The 16,353-nt window shown below is 65.1% G+C and carries 17 protein-coding genes; 15 read left to right on the plus strand and 2 right to left on the minus strand.

From position 1 onward, the window contains the following. Positions 1–1,198: 1,198 nt before the first annotated feature. Positions 1,199–1,909, plus strand: a complete 711-nt coding sequence (locus FA90_RS13280; RefSeq protein ID WP_081933842.1) for a CPBP family intramembrane glutamic endopeptidase — start codon at positions 1,199–1,201, stop codon at positions 1,907–1,909. Between the two features lie 290 nt (positions 1,910–2,199). Here FA90_RS13280 and FA90_RS13285 read toward each other — a convergent pair whose 3' ends face one another. Then, positions 2,200–2,823 (minus strand): TetR/AcrR family transcriptional regulator, encoded by a 624-nt coding sequence (locus tag FA90_RS13285; RefSeq protein ID WP_036169418.1) that lies wholly within the window; start codon positions 2,821–2,823, stop codon positions 2,200–2,202. 90 nt (positions 2,824–2,913) lie between these two features. On the opposite strand from FA90_RS13285, the gene FA90_RS13290 reads away from it, so the two are divergent. After that, a complete protein-coding gene (locus FA90_RS13290) occupies positions 2,914–4,035 on the plus strand; it encodes an FAD-dependent monooxygenase (protein WP_036169420.1) in 1,122 nt (373 codons plus the stop codon). Positions 4,036–4,056: 21 nt separating this feature from the next. Here FA90_RS13290 and fliE read toward each other — a convergent pair whose 3' ends face one another. Then, complete coding sequence (fliE, locus tag FA90_RS13295; protein ID WP_036169422.1) at positions 4,057–4,464, minus strand: flagellar hook-basal body complex protein FliE; 408 nt, start codon at positions 4,462–4,464, stop codon at positions 4,057–4,059. Between the two features lie 188 nt (positions 4,465–4,652). Between fliE and fliF the strand changes: the two genes are divergently transcribed. The 13 genes from fliF to fliR all read left to right on the plus strand — a co-directional run bounded on the left by fliF (position 4,653) and on the right by fliR (position 16,305). Continuing rightward, a complete protein-coding gene (fliF, locus tag FA90_RS13300) occupies positions 4,653–6,341 on the plus strand; it encodes a flagellar basal-body MS-ring/collar protein FliF (protein ID WP_036169425.1) in 1,689 nt (562 codons plus the stop codon). After that, positions 6,341–7,345: a flagellar motor switch protein FliG gene (gene fliG / locus FA90_RS13305; RefSeq protein WP_036169428.1), complete on the plus strand. Its 1,005-nt coding sequence runs from the start codon at positions 6,341–6,343 to the stop codon at positions 7,343–7,345. The genes fliF and fliG overlap by 1 nt, the downstream gene beginning before the upstream one ends. Further along, positions 7,345–8,088 carry a flagellar assembly protein FliH gene (fliH, locus tag FA90_RS13310; protein WP_036169430.1) on the plus strand — a complete coding sequence of 248 codons (744 nt, stop codon included), beginning with the start codon at positions 7,345–7,347 and terminating at the stop codon, positions 8,086–8,088. The genes fliG and fliH overlap by 1 nt, the downstream gene beginning before the upstream one ends. Next, positions 8,085–9,500: a flagellar protein export ATPase FliI gene (gene fliI, locus FA90_RS13315; RefSeq protein WP_275041318.1), complete on the plus strand. Its 1,416-nt coding sequence runs from the start codon at positions 8,085–8,087 to the stop codon at positions 9,498–9,500. The genes fliH and fliI overlap by 4 nt, the downstream gene beginning before the upstream one ends. A gap of 36 nt (positions 9,501–9,536) precedes the next feature. Continuing rightward, entirely contained in the window at positions 9,537–9,977 is a 441-nt protein-coding gene (fliJ, locus tag FA90_RS13320; protein ID WP_036169439.1) for a flagellar export protein FliJ, read from the plus strand. A gap of 26 nt (positions 9,978–10,003) precedes the next feature. After that, the gene (locus FA90_RS13325; RefSeq protein ID WP_036169442.1) at positions 10,004–11,338 is read left to right on the plus strand and encodes a flagellar hook-length control protein FliK; all 1,335 of its coding nucleotides are present in this window, start codon (positions 10,004–10,006) and stop codon (positions 11,336–11,338) included. A 227-nt stretch (positions 11,339–11,565) separates the two neighbouring features. Continuing rightward, entirely contained in the window at positions 11,566–12,090 is a 525-nt protein-coding gene (fliL, locus tag FA90_RS13330) for a flagellar basal body-associated protein FliL (protein WP_036169445.1), read from the plus strand. Between the two features lie 43 nt (positions 12,091–12,133). Next, the gene (gene fliM, locus FA90_RS13335; protein WP_036169448.1) at positions 12,134–13,132 is read left to right on the plus strand and encodes a flagellar motor switch protein FliM; all 999 of its coding nucleotides are present in this window, start codon (positions 12,134–12,136) and stop codon (positions 13,130–13,132) included. 38 nt (positions 13,133–13,170) lie between these two features. After that, a complete protein-coding gene (gene fliN, locus FA90_RS13340; protein ID WP_036169450.1) occupies positions 13,171–13,596 on the plus strand; it encodes a flagellar motor switch protein FliN in 426 nt (141 codons plus the stop codon). A 430-nt stretch (positions 13,597–14,026) separates the two neighbouring features. Continuing rightward, positions 14,027–14,383 carry a flagellar biosynthetic protein FliO gene (fliO, locus tag FA90_RS27290; RefSeq protein ID WP_036169452.1) on the plus strand — a complete coding sequence of 119 codons (357 nt, stop codon included), beginning with the start codon at positions 14,027–14,029 and terminating at the stop codon, positions 14,381–14,383. Positions 14,384–14,394: 11 nt separating this feature from the next. Further along, positions 14,395–15,135: a flagellar type III secretion system pore protein FliP gene (gene fliP / locus FA90_RS13350; protein WP_051971772.1), complete on the plus strand. Its 741-nt coding sequence runs from the start codon at positions 14,395–14,397 to the stop codon at positions 15,133–15,135. A 9-nt stretch (positions 15,136–15,144) separates the two neighbouring features. Continuing rightward, positions 15,145–15,414, plus strand: coding sequence for a flagellar biosynthesis protein FliQ (gene fliQ / locus FA90_RS13355; protein ID WP_036169456.1), 270 nt, complete (start codon positions 15,145–15,147; stop codon positions 15,412–15,414). 36 nt (positions 15,415–15,450) lie between these two features. After that, a complete protein-coding gene (gene fliR, locus FA90_RS13360; RefSeq protein WP_036169458.1) occupies positions 15,451–16,305 on the plus strand; it encodes a flagellar biosynthetic protein FliR in 855 nt (284 codons plus the stop codon). Positions 16,306–16,353: the final 48 nt, after the last annotated feature.

Here is a 16,353-nt window from a genome sequence, read left to right on the forward strand (position 1 = left end):
AGTCTGAGAGTTTGTCGACTCGGCAACATGCTATGCTGACTCGACCGTCTGCAACCGGCCAGGAGCGGTCTGTCGTCGTATCGACCGAACGATAGATCAAGCGAGTACAAGGATTTCAGAATGTGGTTTGTAAGAAAGACCGTAAGGGGCTTGTCGCGTACCCAGAGCAACTAGTTCGCCTGCACGCGCTGCGCCGACTTGCAGAAGTATTTCAAGTCACAGAGGCATCGCTTTCCGGTACCGATAGATTTGGTGAAGAGTTGAGAGCTGCCCCGCCCACTTTTTTTCGGTTCAACGAGTTTGACGAGCTCGACGACGATATCAAGTGGGTTGCTAACAAGCGGCTTCGTCGCGAAATGGCAGCCGGGAACTTGGTGATTCGTACCGTCGAGGATTATTGCGACCATATGGTTCAGTGCAGTTGCCTCAAGCCTGAACGAGTCGCCGAAGTCCTCAAGTTGCCCGTCGCAGCTGGGCAGAACGCCAGTCCTGCTCCTTAAGCAACTAGGGCCGTATGGATGGTTCAACGCGCGAACGTCTCCTTTGGGTCGAGAGCTGCCTGTCGTGACAGTCTGAGAGTTTGTCAGCTCGGCAACCTGCTATGCTGGCCTGAACGGCCGGGTTCGGCCACAACCGGACGGTCAACAACAAGCTCATCGTAGCCAACTTAACAGGAAAGCCATGTTTCCAGTCGATGAAATTGTCGTCACGGAGGTCGCCGGTGACCAGGCGCGAGTGCAAGCGACGAGTTCGATCCACAAGAGTCAGCTTTCCCGTCTCGGTTTCGAGGAACAGGCTGACGCAATGGCTAGACCTATTTCCGGTGTTGACGACAGAATCCATGTCTTAGTAAAGCTCGTCGAACTCGGAGCCTTGTTTTCGGCTGGACGAGATTGGAGCCCAGAAGAGCTAGTCCAGTACTACTGTGAGCAGGGCTTAATAAGCGGCCCATACCGTGTAATCGCATTGAAGAATCCTGAGCAGTTCGTGATTTCCACTCGGTAGGTGGCGAGGTCCGCTTCGGGTCGGAAGCAGACGTAGTCGTACGTCTGGAATCGGCCAGAAGCGGACGCATCTCACTGTGAGAATTGATGACTTTTCAGTACCTGCGCCGATGCTATGCTCTCGGTATGCCCCACTGCTCAGTTGTTAGCTGAACGTGGGTTGAGCCAGTAAGTCGTTTTGTTTCTCGTCCCTTATGCTGAATTATTTGCTTGCAGCTTATCTGTTGTTTGTCGCACCCACGCTTAACATGTGGCGCAGCCTGCATCCCAAGAGTAAGAAACAACCTCGCACATCAATTCTTCGTTACTGGTCTATGAGTTGGCCGGTCATCGTCATGCTGGGAATACTCTGGATAGGCGCTTGGCAGGCAGGCTACTCAGCTAGAGAAGTTGGATTTGATATCCCGCTGTCCAGCGCCGGCACCTGGGGTCTAGCCTTTGCTGTACTGCTCCTGGGCGGTCTTACCGCGGCTGGCAACGTAATCGAGCGGCGCTACACGCCCAAGCGTCGCGCCGAGAACGAACGCAAGTTGCTCGATGCAGATTTCCCCTGGCCGCAGAATGGCGCTGAAGCCCTAGTCTTTGCGCTCAGCATGTCACTCATGACTGCAGGATGGGAAATCCTCTACCGTGGTTTCATTCTGCTGCTGCTAACGCCTAGCACGGGCTTGCCCTTCGCAATTGCTATCTCCGCCTTTGCATACGGGATCGCACATGGTTACAAGTCGCCGAAACAGCTGATTGCCTCGATGGTATCGGCCTTCGTATTCACGATCGCCTATGCCTTGACGCACAGCTTATGGTGGCTGATGGTTATTCATGCGGGCTTACCGCTGAGTGCAGTTCCGGCAGCGCTTCGGGCATACCGTGGCAGCGCAACAAAGGCACTGCACACGCTGACATAGCAGAGTCAAAGCTCAATAATCGGCGCACCGGAAATAGGCCCTAAAGTCCGCTTCGGGTCGGTAGCAGACAGACACGACCATTATCCGGCACTGATACAAAAGCTCTGTTCGCAAACAAATCAATGCCCCGGCCCAAGCAAGCTCGGCTGCAAAATTCTCATACTGACAGGTCGACGCAGGCTGCCGCTTGCAGGCCAGTCCCGGGTCCACCAGTCATGATTCATGCGCATCACTCCTCTCGCGGCATGGATCGAGCTTGTGAGGGGCTTTCGGGCCATGCCCGTAAACGCTCATTCGTCGGCCTGTCCCGACAGATCCAACTGCGCCAGCGCCGCCAGCCCCTGCTCGATAGTCGCCATGAAAGCGGCGTCGGCCGCCTGCGCCGAGGCCCCGCTTGCTACCTGGCGGATCGCCTCTTCCCACGCCGTGCGCACGCTCAGTGCGACGATGCCACCCGCGAGCCGCGCCCGGCCATCCGGTTCCGGACCGCCCAGCTCGACGGCAAGGCCTGCGGCCGCTTCCTCGGCCAGTTCGCGCATGCGCGCCTTGAGCGCGGGACTGGCCTGGACGATGCGCCACCAGTCCAGCGTATGGCGGTCGACGTGATAGATCACTGGCTGCGTTTCGGTCAGCGCACGCACGCAGGCGCGTAGCACGTCGGCCGCCGATTGACCCTGCGCCCGCCCGCGCAAGGCCTGGCGCAGCGGCAGCAAGGTCAGATCGTCTTCGCGGTCGAGGATCAGCTCTTCCTTGCGTGCAAAGTAATTGAAGATCGTCATCTTCGAAACCTTGGCAGCATCGGCGATCTCCTCGACCGTCACCGCATCGAAGCCGCGCTCGAAAAACAGCGCCGTCGCCACGTCCGAGATCCGCTGCCGCGTTTCCCGTTTTTTCTCTTCCCGTACCTGCCCCATCGTCGGCTCCCTTTTCGAAAATTATACCCGGTCAAAAATTAGTAGCAATAATTTTTGACTCGGTATAAGATTTTTCAAAAGGAGGTGTCCATGAACGGTTCGAATGGCAAACAGGTATTGATATCGGGTGCGAGCTTCGCAGGACTTTCATCCGCTTTCTGGATGAGCGAATTGGGCTACGACGTCACCGTCGTCGAGCGTGCGCCCGGTGTGCGCACCGGCGGCACGGCGGTCAACATCGAAGGCGACACGGTCGATATCGCCCGGCGCATGGGCATCCTCGATGCGATCTGCGCCAATCGCCTGGACTTGCGGCGCTGGGATTTCAAGCTGGCTGACGACCGCACGGCGCGCAGTCTGATGCTGCGCGCCGACGGCTGCCCGCCCCCGGACAATGAGTATGAGATCGAACGCGACGTCCTGATGCGCATCCTGCTGGACGCGGTGCGCGGCCGTTGCCGCATCGTGTATGGCGACCGCATTGCCGCGATGACGGAAGGCGAGCGCGTCGAGGTCGCGTTCGACAAGGGCGAAGCGCGCGCCTTCGACCTGGTGCTCGGCTGCGACGGCACACGCTCGAACGTGCGCAGGCTGTGGTTCGGCGACGACGCGCAATTCCTGATGCCGCTGGATCAGTATTTTTCGATCACGATCGTCGACAAGCTGCTGATCGAGCGCGACACCGCCCAGATGTACAACGAGCCGGGCAAGGCGGTCATGCTGAACGCCTACAAGAACAAGACCGACATCATCTTCGCGTTCGCGCCGGACGCGCCACTGCAGTACGACCACCGCGACGAGGCGCAGCAGCGCAGCCTGATCGCCCGGCAATTCGAGAGCGTCGGCTGGCGCGCCTCGGAACTGCTGCGGGAAGTCGAAACCGCCCGCGACTTCTACTTCGACGCGCTGTGCCAGGTGCGCATGCCGGCATGGTCGAAGGGCCGCGTCGCGCTGGTCGGCGATGCCGCCTATTGCCCATCGCCGGCGGCTGGCCTGGGCGGCTCGCTCGCCATCGACGGTGCGGCTGGGCTGGGCGAGGCGCTGCGCGTGGCCGATGGCGACCATGCGCTGGCGTTCGGGCGCTACGACGCGGCGCTGCGCCCGTTCGTCGACGAGGTGCAGACGCGCGCGGTGCAGATGCTGGAAACGCTGGTGCCGCGCACCGAGGAAGCCATCCGCGCGCGCAACGCGAAGACGGACGGCGGTTTCTGACGCGCCAGCCGCCAGAGCGCCTCACACCTGCATGTTCATGATGTCGTGATAGGCCGACACCAGTTTGTTGCGCACCTGAAGCGTGGCCTGGAAGGAGATGTTGGCCTTCTGCATGGCGATCATGGTGTCGGACAGGCTGACCGAGTCGTCGCCGGCGGCGAAGCGCTTGCCCATGTCGTCGGCGGTGTTCTGGGCGTCGCTGACGTTTTGCAGCGCGCCCTTTAGTGCGTCCGAGAAGCTGACCTTGGTCGAGGCGTCCGGCGCGTCGGCACCGCCCACGCCGCCTATGCCCAAGCCGCCTTTCAAGCCGTCGATGCCGGGCATGCCGCCGCCCGCGCCGAGGGCAGGCGCCGCCGGCTTTTGCGCCGCCGCCTTCAGTTGCGCCATCATCGCTTCGATGCGGCTGCTGTCGATTCCGCCGATATTCATCCTGTCTCCGCTTCCCTGGGTGCGTCCTAAGATTGCACGATCCGCACTTCTGCACCCTGCCAGAATATCAGCGCCGCACCAAACGTTGCCCTTGAGCAGCGCAGTAAACATCCCCTTATTCTTTCGTTTGAATGTTGCCCTACGGCTTCATAATGGTGCCCATACCCTTTCCCCCTTCAACGTCCACCATGGCAACAGCGGAACAACTCCTCGACAGCGACATCGCAGCCCCGGCCGAGAAACCCAAGTACTGGGAAACCCCGATGGGCAAGCGGGTCGTCATCGGCGGCGCGATCGCCGCCACGCTGGCGATCGTCGCGGCGCTGTGGCTGTGGACCTCGGCGCCCGACTACAAGGTGCTGTTCTCGAACTACACCGACAAGGACGGCGGCGCGATCACCGCGGCGCTCGACCAGATGGGGGTCAAATACAAGTTCTCCGACAGCGGCAGCGCGATCCTGGTGCCGGCCGAGCGCGTCAACGACATCCGCCTCAAGATGGCGGCCCAGGGCCTGCCGCGCGCCGGCAACGTCGGCTTCGAACTGCTGGACGGCGAAAAGCTCGGCACCTCGCAGTTCGTCGAGCAGGTCAATTACCAGCGTTCGCTCGAAGGCGAGCTGGCCAATTCGATCCAGTCGCTGGCCGCGGTGAGCTCGGCGCGCGTGCACCTGGCGCTGCCCAAGCCGTCGGTGTTCGTGCGCGACCAACAAAAGCCGACCGCCTCGGTGCTGCTCAACCTGCAGCCGGGCCGCGCGCTCGACCAGTCGCAGGTCAGCGCGATCGTGCACCTGGTGGCGTCTTCGGTGCCGGAACTGCTGCCGGCCAACGTGACCGTGGTCGACCAGAACGGCACCCTGCTGTCCGACCCGGCCAGCAAGGGCGGCAAGCAGCTCGACCCGAACCAGCTGAAGTACGTCGAGGCGCTGCAGCAGAACATCGTCAAGCAGGTCGAGTCCCTGATCACGCCGATCGTCGGCCAGCAGAACGTGCGCGCCGAAGCCACCGCCGAAATCGACTTCGCCCAGGTCGACACCGCCGCCGAGATGTACAAGCCGAATTCGCCGCCGGAGCCGCAGGCGATCCGCAGCCAGCAGACTTCGGAGTCGACCGGTCCCGGCAACGGCAATCCGTCCGGCATCCCGGGCGCGCTGTCGAACCAGCCGCCGGGCGTGGCCACGGCGCCGATCGAAGGCGCCCCGGCCAACGGCCAGCAGGGCCAGCCAGGCGCCGGCGCCGGCCCGTCGCGCAAGGATTCGACCACCAACTTCGAAGTCGACAAGACCGTGCGCTATGAGCAAAAGCCGATGGGCGGCATCAAGCGCCTGACGGTGGGCGTGGTGGTCAACTACCGCCGCTCGATCGATCCGAAGACCGGCAAGGTCGTGATCAAGCCCTTGACCGCCGCCGAGATCGCCCAGATCAACGAGCTGGTCAAGCAGGCGATGGGCTACAGCCAGGGGCGCGGCGACACCCTGAACGTGACCAACGCGCCGTTCGACGGCGTCGACAAGCCGGAAGAAAAGGCGCCGGACTGGTGGAAGGACCCGGCCAACCTGCCGCTGGCCAAGGACATCGCCCGCTACGCCTTCATCGCGATGGTGCTGGCCTTCCTGTGGTTCCGCTTCGTGCGGCCGCTGCTCAAGCCGGCGATCAAGAAATTCGACGAGGCGGTCGCGATCCCGCCCGAGCCGGAGCCGGAAGAGCCGGAACCGGAACCGGAGCCGGACCCGCTCGCGGAAGCCGAACTGGCGCGCCAGGCGGAGCAGGAAAAGCAGGTGCACATCTACAAGAGCAACATGGAAATGGCCAAGGACCTGGCCAAGAACGACCCGCGCATCGTGGCGAACGTCATCAAGGAATGGTTGGGAGCTGAATAATGAGCGACAAGGACAAAGAAGCAACGCAAAAGGCGGCCATCCTGATGCTGGCCCTGGGCGAAAGCGAAGCGGCCGAAGTGATGAAGTACCTCGGCCCGCGCGAAGTGCTCAAGCTGGGCGCCGCGATGGCGCAGATGAAGGCGGTGCAGCACGAGGAAGTGCTGTCGGTGCTGGCCGACTTCAAGGAACGCGTCGACCTGCAGTCGACCGTCGGCCTGGACTCGGACGAGTACATCCGCGAGGTGCTGACCAAGGCGCTGGGCGACGACAAGGCAGCCGTGCTGCTGAACCGCATCCTCGGCGGCAAGGACGCCTCCGGCATCGAGAGCCTGAAGTGGATGGATTCGCAATCGGTGGCGGAACTGATCCGCAACGAGCACCCGCAGATCATCGCCACCATCCTGGTCCACCTCGAGCGCGACCAGGCCTGCGAGATCCTCGGCCACTTCACCGACCGCCTGCGCAACGACGCGATCCTGCGCATCGCCACCCTGGACGGCGTGCAGCCGGCCGCCCTGCGCGAACTGAACGACGTGCTGACCAAGCTCCTGTCGGGTAACGAGCACATCAAGAAATCGTCGCTGGGCGGCGTGCGCACCGCGGCCGAGATCCTGAACTTCATGAGCGGCGACCACGAAAGCTCGGTCATGGAAAACATCAAGAACTACGACAACGACATGGCGCAGAAGATCATGGACGAGATGTTCGTGTTCGACAACATCATCGACATCGATGACCGCGGCATCCAGCTGCTGCTGCGCGAAGTGCAGTCCGAAATGCTGATCATCGCGATGAAAGGCGCCTCGCAGGACTTGCGCGAGAAGATCTTCAAGAACATGTCGCAGCGCGCCGCCGAGATGATGCGCGAAGACCTGGAATCCAAGGGTCCGGTGCGCCTGTCCGAAGTGGAAACCCAACAAAAGCAGATCTTGCAGATCGTGTGCCGCCTGGCCGACGAAGGACAGATCGTCCTCGGCGGCAAGGGTGAGGATTCGTTCGTCTGATGGTGATCCCGAAAGAAGCCCAGAGCGCCTACCAGCGCTGGGAAATGACCTCCTTCGGCGACGAGCGCCCCAGCACCGTCGCCCAGCGCAGGGCCGCGCAGGAAGCCCAGGCGGCGCTCGAAGCGCGCCGCGCCGCGCAGGCCGAGCAGTTCGCGTCGGTGCAGGCGGCGATGTCCATCCCGATGCCGACCGTCGAAGAGATCGAGGCGATCCGCGAAGCCGCGCGCCAGGAAGGCTATGCCGAAGGTCACGCCGCCGGTCTCGCAGCCGGCCACGACGCCGGCTACCAGGACGGCCTGGACCTGGGCCGCGCCGAAGCGGCGGCCGAGCTGACCCACCTGCAGGACCTGGCCACCGAATTCGGCCACGCCGTCACCGCGGCCGACGCGGCGATCTCGAACGACGTGCTGGAATTGGCCCTGCACCTGGCGCGCAACATGGTCAGGACGAGCTTCGAGGTGCGCCCCGAGCTGATCCTGCCGGTCGTGCGCGAAGCGATCGACTACCTGCCGACGCTGCAGCAGCCGGCCCTGCTCATGCTGCATCCGGAAGACGCGCTGATCGTACGCAGCAGCATCGGCCATGAACTCGACAAGACGGGCTGGCGCATCGTCGAGGACGAGACCCTCGCGCGCGGCGGCTGCCGCGTCGACACCGCCAGCAACCAGATCGACGCCCAGATCGCGTCGCGCTGGCAGCGCCTCTCCCAGGCGCTGGGCAAGAACCTGGACTGGCTGGCATGACCCTCGCCTACCTGGAGACCGGCATGGACAAGCATACCGCGCGCTGGAAGTCCTATCTGAAAGACTGCGCCAACCTGGTCGACTTCGTCGAGCCGATGCAGGTGTCGGGGCGCGTCACGCGCGTGGCCGGCCTGGTGATGGAATGCGTCGGCCTGAAGCTCGCGGTGGGCAGCGCCTGCACCATCCCGACCACGTCCGGCGCGCGCATCGAGGCCGAAGTGGTCGGCTTCGAAGGCGACCGCCTGTTCCTGATGCCGCAATCCGATGTCGAAGGCGTGGTGCCCGGTTCGCGCGTGTTCCCGATCGAGCCGAGCGTGCCGGCGCCCGGCAGCGTCGACCATCCGCGCCGCCGTCCGCAGGACCGCGCGCGCCACCTGCCGGTCGGATGGGGCCTGGTCGGACGCGTGGTCGACGGCGCCGGCCGCCCGCTGGACGGCAAGGGCCCGATCGACGCCACCCACATGGGTCCGCTCAACGCGCGCCCGATCAACCCGCTCGACCGCGCGCCGATTTCGGAAACGCTCGACGTCGGCGTGCGCGCCATCAACGGCATGCTGACGGTCGGACGCGGCCAGCGTCTCGGCCTGTTCGCCGGCACCGGCGTGGGTAAATCGGTGCTGCTGGGGATGATCGCGCGCTACACCACGGCCGACGTGATCGTGGTCGGCCTGATCGGCGAGCGCGGCCGCGAAGTCAAGGAATTCATCGAGCAGATCCTGGGCGAGGAAGGCCTGGCCAGGTCCGCCGTGGTCGCGGCGCCGGCCGACTCGCCGCCGCTGTTGCGCCTGCAGGGCGCGGCCTACGCCACCGCGATCGCCGAATCGTTCCGCGACGAGGGCAAGAACGTCCTGTTGATCATGGACTCGCTGACCCGCTACGCGATGGCGCAACGCGAGATCGCGCTGGCGATCGGCGAACCGCCCGCGACCAAGGGTTATCCGCCCTCGGTGTTCGCCAAGCTGCCGGTGCTGGTCGAGCGCGCCGGCAACGGCCACGCGGGCGGCGGCTCGATCACCGCTTTTTATACCGTGCTGTCCGAGGGCGACGACCAGCAGGACCCGATCGCCGACGCCGCGCGCGGTATCCTCGACGGCCACATCGTGCTGAACCGCCGCCTGGCCGAAGCCGGCCACTATCCGGCGATCGACATCGAACAGTCGATCTCGCGCGCGATGCACAACATCACCTCGCGCGAGCACCAGCAGGCGGCGCGCACGCTCAAGCAGCTGTACTCGCGCTACGAGCGCGCGCGCGACCTGATCACCGTGGGGGCGTATGCGCCGGGCTCGGACCCGACGCTGGACAAGGCGATCCAGCTGCACGACCGCATCGAACACTTCCTGTGCCAGGAGATCCACGACAACGCCGGCATGCTGGAAAGCTTGGGGCAATTGACCTCGCTATTCGGCTGATCGACCGGCCGGCCGCGCCGATATACTTGAGTCACCATGGCCCATCCCTCCGCCCTCGACACCCTGATCGACCTCGCCCAGTGCGCTTCCGACGCCGCCGCCAAGCGGCTCGGCGCCGCGCTCAAGGCGGTCGAGGACGGCGAACAGAAGCTGCAGATGCTGGAAGGCTACCGCGACGACTACGTACGCAAGCTCGACGCGGCCCAGGTGGCCGGCATCACGCCGTTCGCCTACCAGAATTTCGTCGCCTTCATCGGCAAGCTGGACGTCGCGCTGAACGGCCAGCGCGACGTCCTCAAGCACGCCAGGAACAAGGCCGACTTCGAAAAGAAAGCCTGGCAGGAGAGCGAGCGCAAGCGCCTGTCCTACCGCACCCTGAACGAACGCGCCGCGCAGGAAGCCCTGCACGCCGAGAACAAGCGCGACCAGAAGATGATGGACGACCACGCCGCGCGCACCGCGCGCGCCCAGCGCTGACAGGCAGTACTCACCGATCGCACGACATGCAAACCACCAACCTGAATCCCGCCCTGAGCCCCAACAATGTGCTCCAGCGTAATGGCACCGCGAATGGCGCCAACATCGCCAGCGCCACCGACGGCGGCCAGTTCAGCGCGCTGCTGAACAGCCAGCTGGCCCAGGCGCCGGCCGCGCCGCAGGCGCCTGTCGCCCAGGCGCCCGCGCCCGCGCCCAAGCCGGACAGCGCCAAGCCGGTCCAGGCCGAGCAGCCCGCCCAGCCGGACCCCGCGCCCGCGCCGCAAGCCGGCCAGGACAAGACCGCCTCCGCCGACGGCGCCAAGGATGCCGACGCCAAGGACGGCGATGACGACGCCGGCAAGGCCGATGCCCAGGCGCCGGCCGACCCGGCCAGCGCCATGCTGGCCCTGCTCGCCAGCCTGCAGCCGGGCGCGAAACAGGCTCCCGCCACGCCCACCGGTGCGGCCCAGGCATTCGACAACCTGAGCGGCAACGCGGGCAAGGGCAAGCGCTTCGACGCCGGCCAGCTCAGCGCCCTGCAAGCGGCGATCAAGGCGAGCAGCAAGGACGGCGCCGGCGCGGCTGCGGCCGACGGCAAGACCTTCAGCGCCGCCACGATCAAGAACCCGGCCCTGGCCGCCGCCGGCGCCGCGCTCGGGACCGACGACAAGGCGACTGCGCTCGCGGCCGACAAGACGGCGGGCGGCGATGTGCCCGGCAAGGTCTCGACCACCCTGCTCAAGGCCGATCCGAACGTCTCGCTGGACGCCGCCGCGCTCAGCCTGCAGCAGGCGCGCGCCGCCGCCGAGCAGGCCGCCCCGGCCGCAACCCCGCTCGCGGGCGCGTTGCAGGCGGCCCAGCCGGCCGCCTTCGACGCCGCCCAGTCCGTGGCAGCGGCCGACCAGCTCAGCGCCCAGGTCGGCACCGAGGCCTGGGAAAACCAGGTCGGCCAGAAGGTCGTCTACATGGTCGGCAGCGAGGAGCAGACCGCCTCGCTGACGCTGAACCCGCCGGACCTGGGTCCGATGCAGGTCGTGCTGTCGGTCTCGAACGACCAGGCCAGCGTGACCTTCTCGTCGAACCAGCAGGAAGTGCGTCAGGCGCTCGAGAACGCCCTGCCGCGCCTGCGCGAGATGATGAGCGAGAGCGGCATCGCGCTGGGCAATGCGACCGTCAACGCCGGCACCCAGGATGGGGGCCAGGCGCGCCAGCAGGACGGCTCGCCGCGCGGCGGGCGCAATAGCGGACGCGCGCGCGGGATCGCGGGCGTGGACAGCGCGGACGGCACGGACGCGGCGCCGCGCGTGGTCACGCGCAGCATACCGCTGGGCGAGAGCGGCATGGTCGACATCTTCGCCTGATTCACCCGGCCGGCGCTGCAACGGCGCCGGCCTGTCCTTGACGCGGGCGCCCGAGCCCCACTGTTGGTCGCCTGCTATCGTTTACTTCAAGAAACAACGAGATAGCCGTTGTTCCTCCCTCTTTTCAAACGTTGCCGCTGCTCACTTTTTCCCGATAATGACATAATGATGGCTCGATCGACGAGCCTTGAGCGCAGAACCGAAGTATTTTGAAAGCGAATCCCAAGATGAAAGCTGACCCGAAAGCGGACGCAGCAGCACCAGCCGCAGGCGGCAAAAGCAAGTTGATGATGATCGTCGGCGCGGCCGTGGTCGTGCTCGGCCTGGGCGGTGGCGCCGGCTGGTATTTCATGCACGGCAGCGACGATGCCGGCGCCGAGCCGGCCAAGAAGAGCCACGAATCGAGCAGCAAGAAAAAGAAGAAGGACAAGGAAGCGCCGCCCGAGTACCTGGCGATCGAGCCCTTCACCGTGAACCTGCAGCCGGAAAACGGCGACCAGTACCTGCAGGTGGCGTTCACGCTGCAGGTCGACGGCGCCGAGCAGGCCGAACTCATCAAGAACAACATGGCCAAGGTGCGCAGCCGCGTGCTGCTGCTCCTGTCGGGCAAGAAGGCGTCCGAGATCAACACCGTCGAAGGCAAGCAGCAGCTGGCCGGCGAGATCCTGGCCGTGGTCAAGGAACCGTTCAACAAGCACGACGACGAGCAGGAAGTCTCGGACGTGCTGTTCACTTCGTTTATCATCCAGTAAGCATCCGTCACACGGAAACAGCCTCATCAACCGGTAAAGCAGCATGGCCGATAATTTTCTCTCACAGGAAGAAGTCGATGCCCTTCTCAAAGGGGTCAACGGCGATCAGGACGACGTCGCGGCGCCTGAAGACACCTCGGGAGTCCGCACCTATAACCTGGCGACGCAGGAGCGGATCGTCCGCGGCCGCATGCCGACGCTCGAGATCATCAACGAGCGCTTCGCCAGGTATCTGCGGGTCGGGCTGTTCAACTTCCTGCGCCGCAGCGCCGAGGTCTCGGTCGGCTCGGTGCGGGTCTCGAAGTACAGCGAATTCATCCGTAACCTGGTGGTCCCGACCAACCTGAACCTGATCCACATGAAGCCCCTGCGCGGCACCGCACTGATGGTGCTGGATCCGAACCTGGTGTTCCTGCTGGTCGACAACCTGTTCGGCGGCGACGGGCGCTTCCACACGCGCGTCGAGGGCCGCGACTTTACCCAGACCGAGCAGCGCATCATCCTGCGCATCCTCGACATCATCTTCGAAGCCTACGGCAAGTCGTGGGAGCCGGTGTATCCGATCGAGTTCGAGTACATCCGTTCGGAGATGAACACCCAGTTCGCCAACATCGCCACCCCGAACGAAGTCGTGGTATCGTGCACTTTCACCGTCGAGCTGGGCTCGGTGTCGGGCCAGATCCACTTCTGCATGCCCTACTCGACGATCGAGCCGATCCGCGATACCCTGACCTCCAGCCTGCAGGGCGAGGCGCTGGAAGTGGACAAGCGCTGGATCCGCCTGCTGACCCAGCAGATCCAGGTGGCGGAGGTGGAGCTGGTGGCCGTGCTCGGCCACGGCAAGGCGAACTTCGACGAGATCCTCAACATGAAGATCGGCGACGTGATCCCGATCTCGGTGCCGGAACACATCCAGGCCACCGTCGACAGCGTGCCGGTGATGGACTGCAGCTACGGCGTGCACAACGGCCAGTACGCGCTGAAAGTCGAAAAGCTGCTCGCCAACAGCGACACCTTCAACAAAGACGGCGCCGGCGCATGAAGCGCCCGGGCTGACGAGCAATACAGGAGAGAGAAACCATGTCCGATACCCAAGACGATCAGGCCGGCCTCGACGACGATTGGGGCGCGGCGATCGCCGAGCAGGCGGCCGCCGAAGCCGCCGCGCTGGCGACCCAGCAGCAGACGGCCACCGCCGCCGTCTTCAAGGATTTTTCGAACAAGGGCACCCGCCCCGACACGCCCAACGATATCGACTTCATCCTCGATATCCCGGTGCAGCTGACGGTGGAACTGGGCCGCACCAAGATCGCCATCAAGAACCTGCTGCAGCTGGCGCAGGGCTCGGTGGTCGAGCTGGACGGCCTGGCCGGCGAGCCGATGGACGTGCTGGTCAACGGCTGCCTGATCGCCCAGGGCGAGGTGGTGGTCGTGAACGACAAGTTCGGCATCCGCCTCACCGACATCATCACGCCGTCGGAGCGCATCCGCAAGCTCAACAAATGATGCGGCGCCCGTCGTTCCTGCAGGCGCCGCTGGCGCTGTTGGTATTGGCCTTGCACCTGAGCGCCTGCGCGCAGACGCCGTCATCCGCGGGCGCGCAAGGCGGACAAGGCGATACGGCCGCGCAGCATGCGCAGGCCTCGGTTGCTGCTCCGGTTGCTGCTCCGGCCGCCGCCCCGTCGGCTGCGCCGTCCAGCGCCTCCGCCCCGGCCGCGAATCCGGTGCGCGCCCCGAACGCGCGCGTCGGCGTGAGCAGCGCAGCCGGTGCGCCCGACGTGGCCGCGCCGAATCCGGCCGCGTCCAGCGCCGTCCCTGACGCAGCCGCTGCCCCTGACGCAGCCGCCGCACCGGCAGTGGCGCCCGGCAGCCCGGCGGCCCCGCCGCGCCGGCTGTCGCCGCCCCGGCCGCACCCGCCGCCACCGCGCCGGTCGTCATGCCGTCCGGCTCGCCCACCGGCAGCCTGCTGCAGACCCTGTTCGCGATGATCGTCGTGCTGGCCGCACTGGGCGCGCTGGCCTGGTTCCTCAAGCGCTACGGTCCCAAGGCGAGCGGCGCCAACGCCAACGTCAAGATCGTCGGTTCGCTCAACCTGGGCGGGCGCGAGCGCCTGCTGGTGGTCGAAGTCGGCAACCAGTGGATCGTGGTCGGCGCCTCGCCCGGCCGCGTCAACGGCCTGGCCACGATGCCCAGGCAGGAAGGCGTCGAACCGACGGCGGCCCTGTCGACGCCGGCCCCGGCCGCCGCCAACTTCGGCGACTGGCTCAAGCAGACCCTCGATAAACGGAAATGATGCGGTCAACGATGCGCAAAAAGACTCTCCTGCTGGCGGCGGGCGCCCTGGCCCTGCCGCTGGCGGCATGGGCCGCCCCGGCCATCCCCGCCTTCACCACCAGCCCGGCCCCGGGGGGCGGCACCGCCTATTCGCTGCCGGTGCAGACCTTCCTGTTGATGACGGCGCTGACCTTCATCCCGGCCGCGCTCCTGATGATGACGAGTTTTACCCGCATCATCATCGTGCTGTCGCTGCTGCGCCAGGCGCTCGGCACCCAGACCGCGCCGCCCAACCAGGTGATGGTCGGCCTGGCGCTGTTCCTGACGCTGTTCGTGATGGGTCCGACTTTCGATCGCATCTACAACGAAGCCTACGCGCCGCTGCAGAACAACACGATCCAGATGGGCGAGGCGATGGACAAGGCGGCCGCGCCGCTCAAGGGCTTCATGCTCAAGCAGACGCGCCAGTCCGACCTGGCGCTGTTCGTGAAGATCTCGCGCACGCCCGCGCTGCAGGGTCCGGAAGACGTGCCGCTGCGCGTCCTGATACCGGCCTTCATCACCAGCGAACTCAAGACCGCGTTCCAGATCGGCTTCGCGATCTTCATTCCGTTCCTGATCATCGACATGGTGGTGGCGTCGGTGCTGATGTCGATGGGCATGATGATGATGTCGCCGGCCGTGATCTCGCTGCCGTTCAAGCTGATGCTGTTCGTGCTGGTCGACGGCTGGCAGCTGCTGCTGGGATCCCTGTCCCAGAGTTTTTATTGAGGTGATGCCATGACCCCGGAAAGCGTCATCGCAATGGGCCGCACGGCCATGGAAGTCACGCTGATGGTCTCGGCGCCGCTGCTGCTGGTGGCGCTGATCATCGGCTTGGTCGTCAGCATCTTCCAGGCCGCCACCCAGATCAACGAACAGACCCTGTCCTTCATCCCCAAGCTGGTCGGCATTTTCGTCGCGCTGGTCGTGGCCGGCCCCTGGATGATCACCGTGATGACCGACTACATGCGCAGCGTCTTCAGCGGTATCCCGGGCCTGATCGGCTGACCCCGCGGCCGGCCGCGCATCGATGTTCAAGACAGCGTGATCTCGTTCACCACCGTCCAGCTCAACGCCTGGATCTTCGGCCTGCTGTGGCCTCTCACGCGCATCCTCGGGCTGATCACCGCGGCGCCGGTGTTCGGCAACACCGGTGTGCCGACGCTGATCAAGCTGACCCTGGGCGTGACGCTGGCCGCCATCGTCGCGCCCATCATCCCGCCGGTGCCGACCGTCGATCCGACCTCGTGGGCGGGGCTGCTGGTGTGCGGCCAGGAGATGCTGATCGGCGCGGCGATGGGCTTTTCGATGCGCCTGGTGTTCGCCGCGATCGAGTTCGGCGGCGAGATCGCCAGCTCGACCATGGGCTTTTCCTTCGCCAGCTTTTTCGATCCATCCTCGGCCGGGCGCACCTCGGCGATCAGCCAGTTCCTGGCGCTGGTGTCCACGCTCGCCTTCCTGGCGATGAACGCGCACCTGGTGCTGATCGAGGCGCTGGTCGAGAGCTTCTTCACGCTGCCGATCTCGGGCACCCCGATGGCGCTCACCGCGCCGCTGGAAATGGTGCGCTGGGGCGGCAAGATCTTTTCCAGCGGCCTGCAGCTCTCGCTGCCGATCGTGGCCGCGCTGCTGGTGACCAACATCGCGCTGGCGATCCTGACGCGCGCCGCGCCGCAATTGAATCTGTTCGGCATCGGCTTTCCGATCACGCTCGGCGCCGGCTTCCTGGTGATCAGCATCACGCTGCCCTACCTCGCCACGCCGCTGGAAAACCTGTTCAACCAGGGTATCGAAGCCGGCCGCAGGATTCCGCGCAGCGGCGCGCAGCGGACGGCGCCGGTGCCGGCACTGGCGGCAAGGCCAGGAGAGCGGCCCGCTGTAGGATCTCAGAACCCATAGATCGGCCCAAGAAAAAACAACCGCTTGCACACGAATTTGTGCGACTTT

Source organism: Massilia sp. 9096 (assembly GCF_000745265.1).
Lineage (GTDB): Bacteria > Pseudomonadota > Gammaproteobacteria > Burkholderiales > Burkholderiaceae_D > Telluria.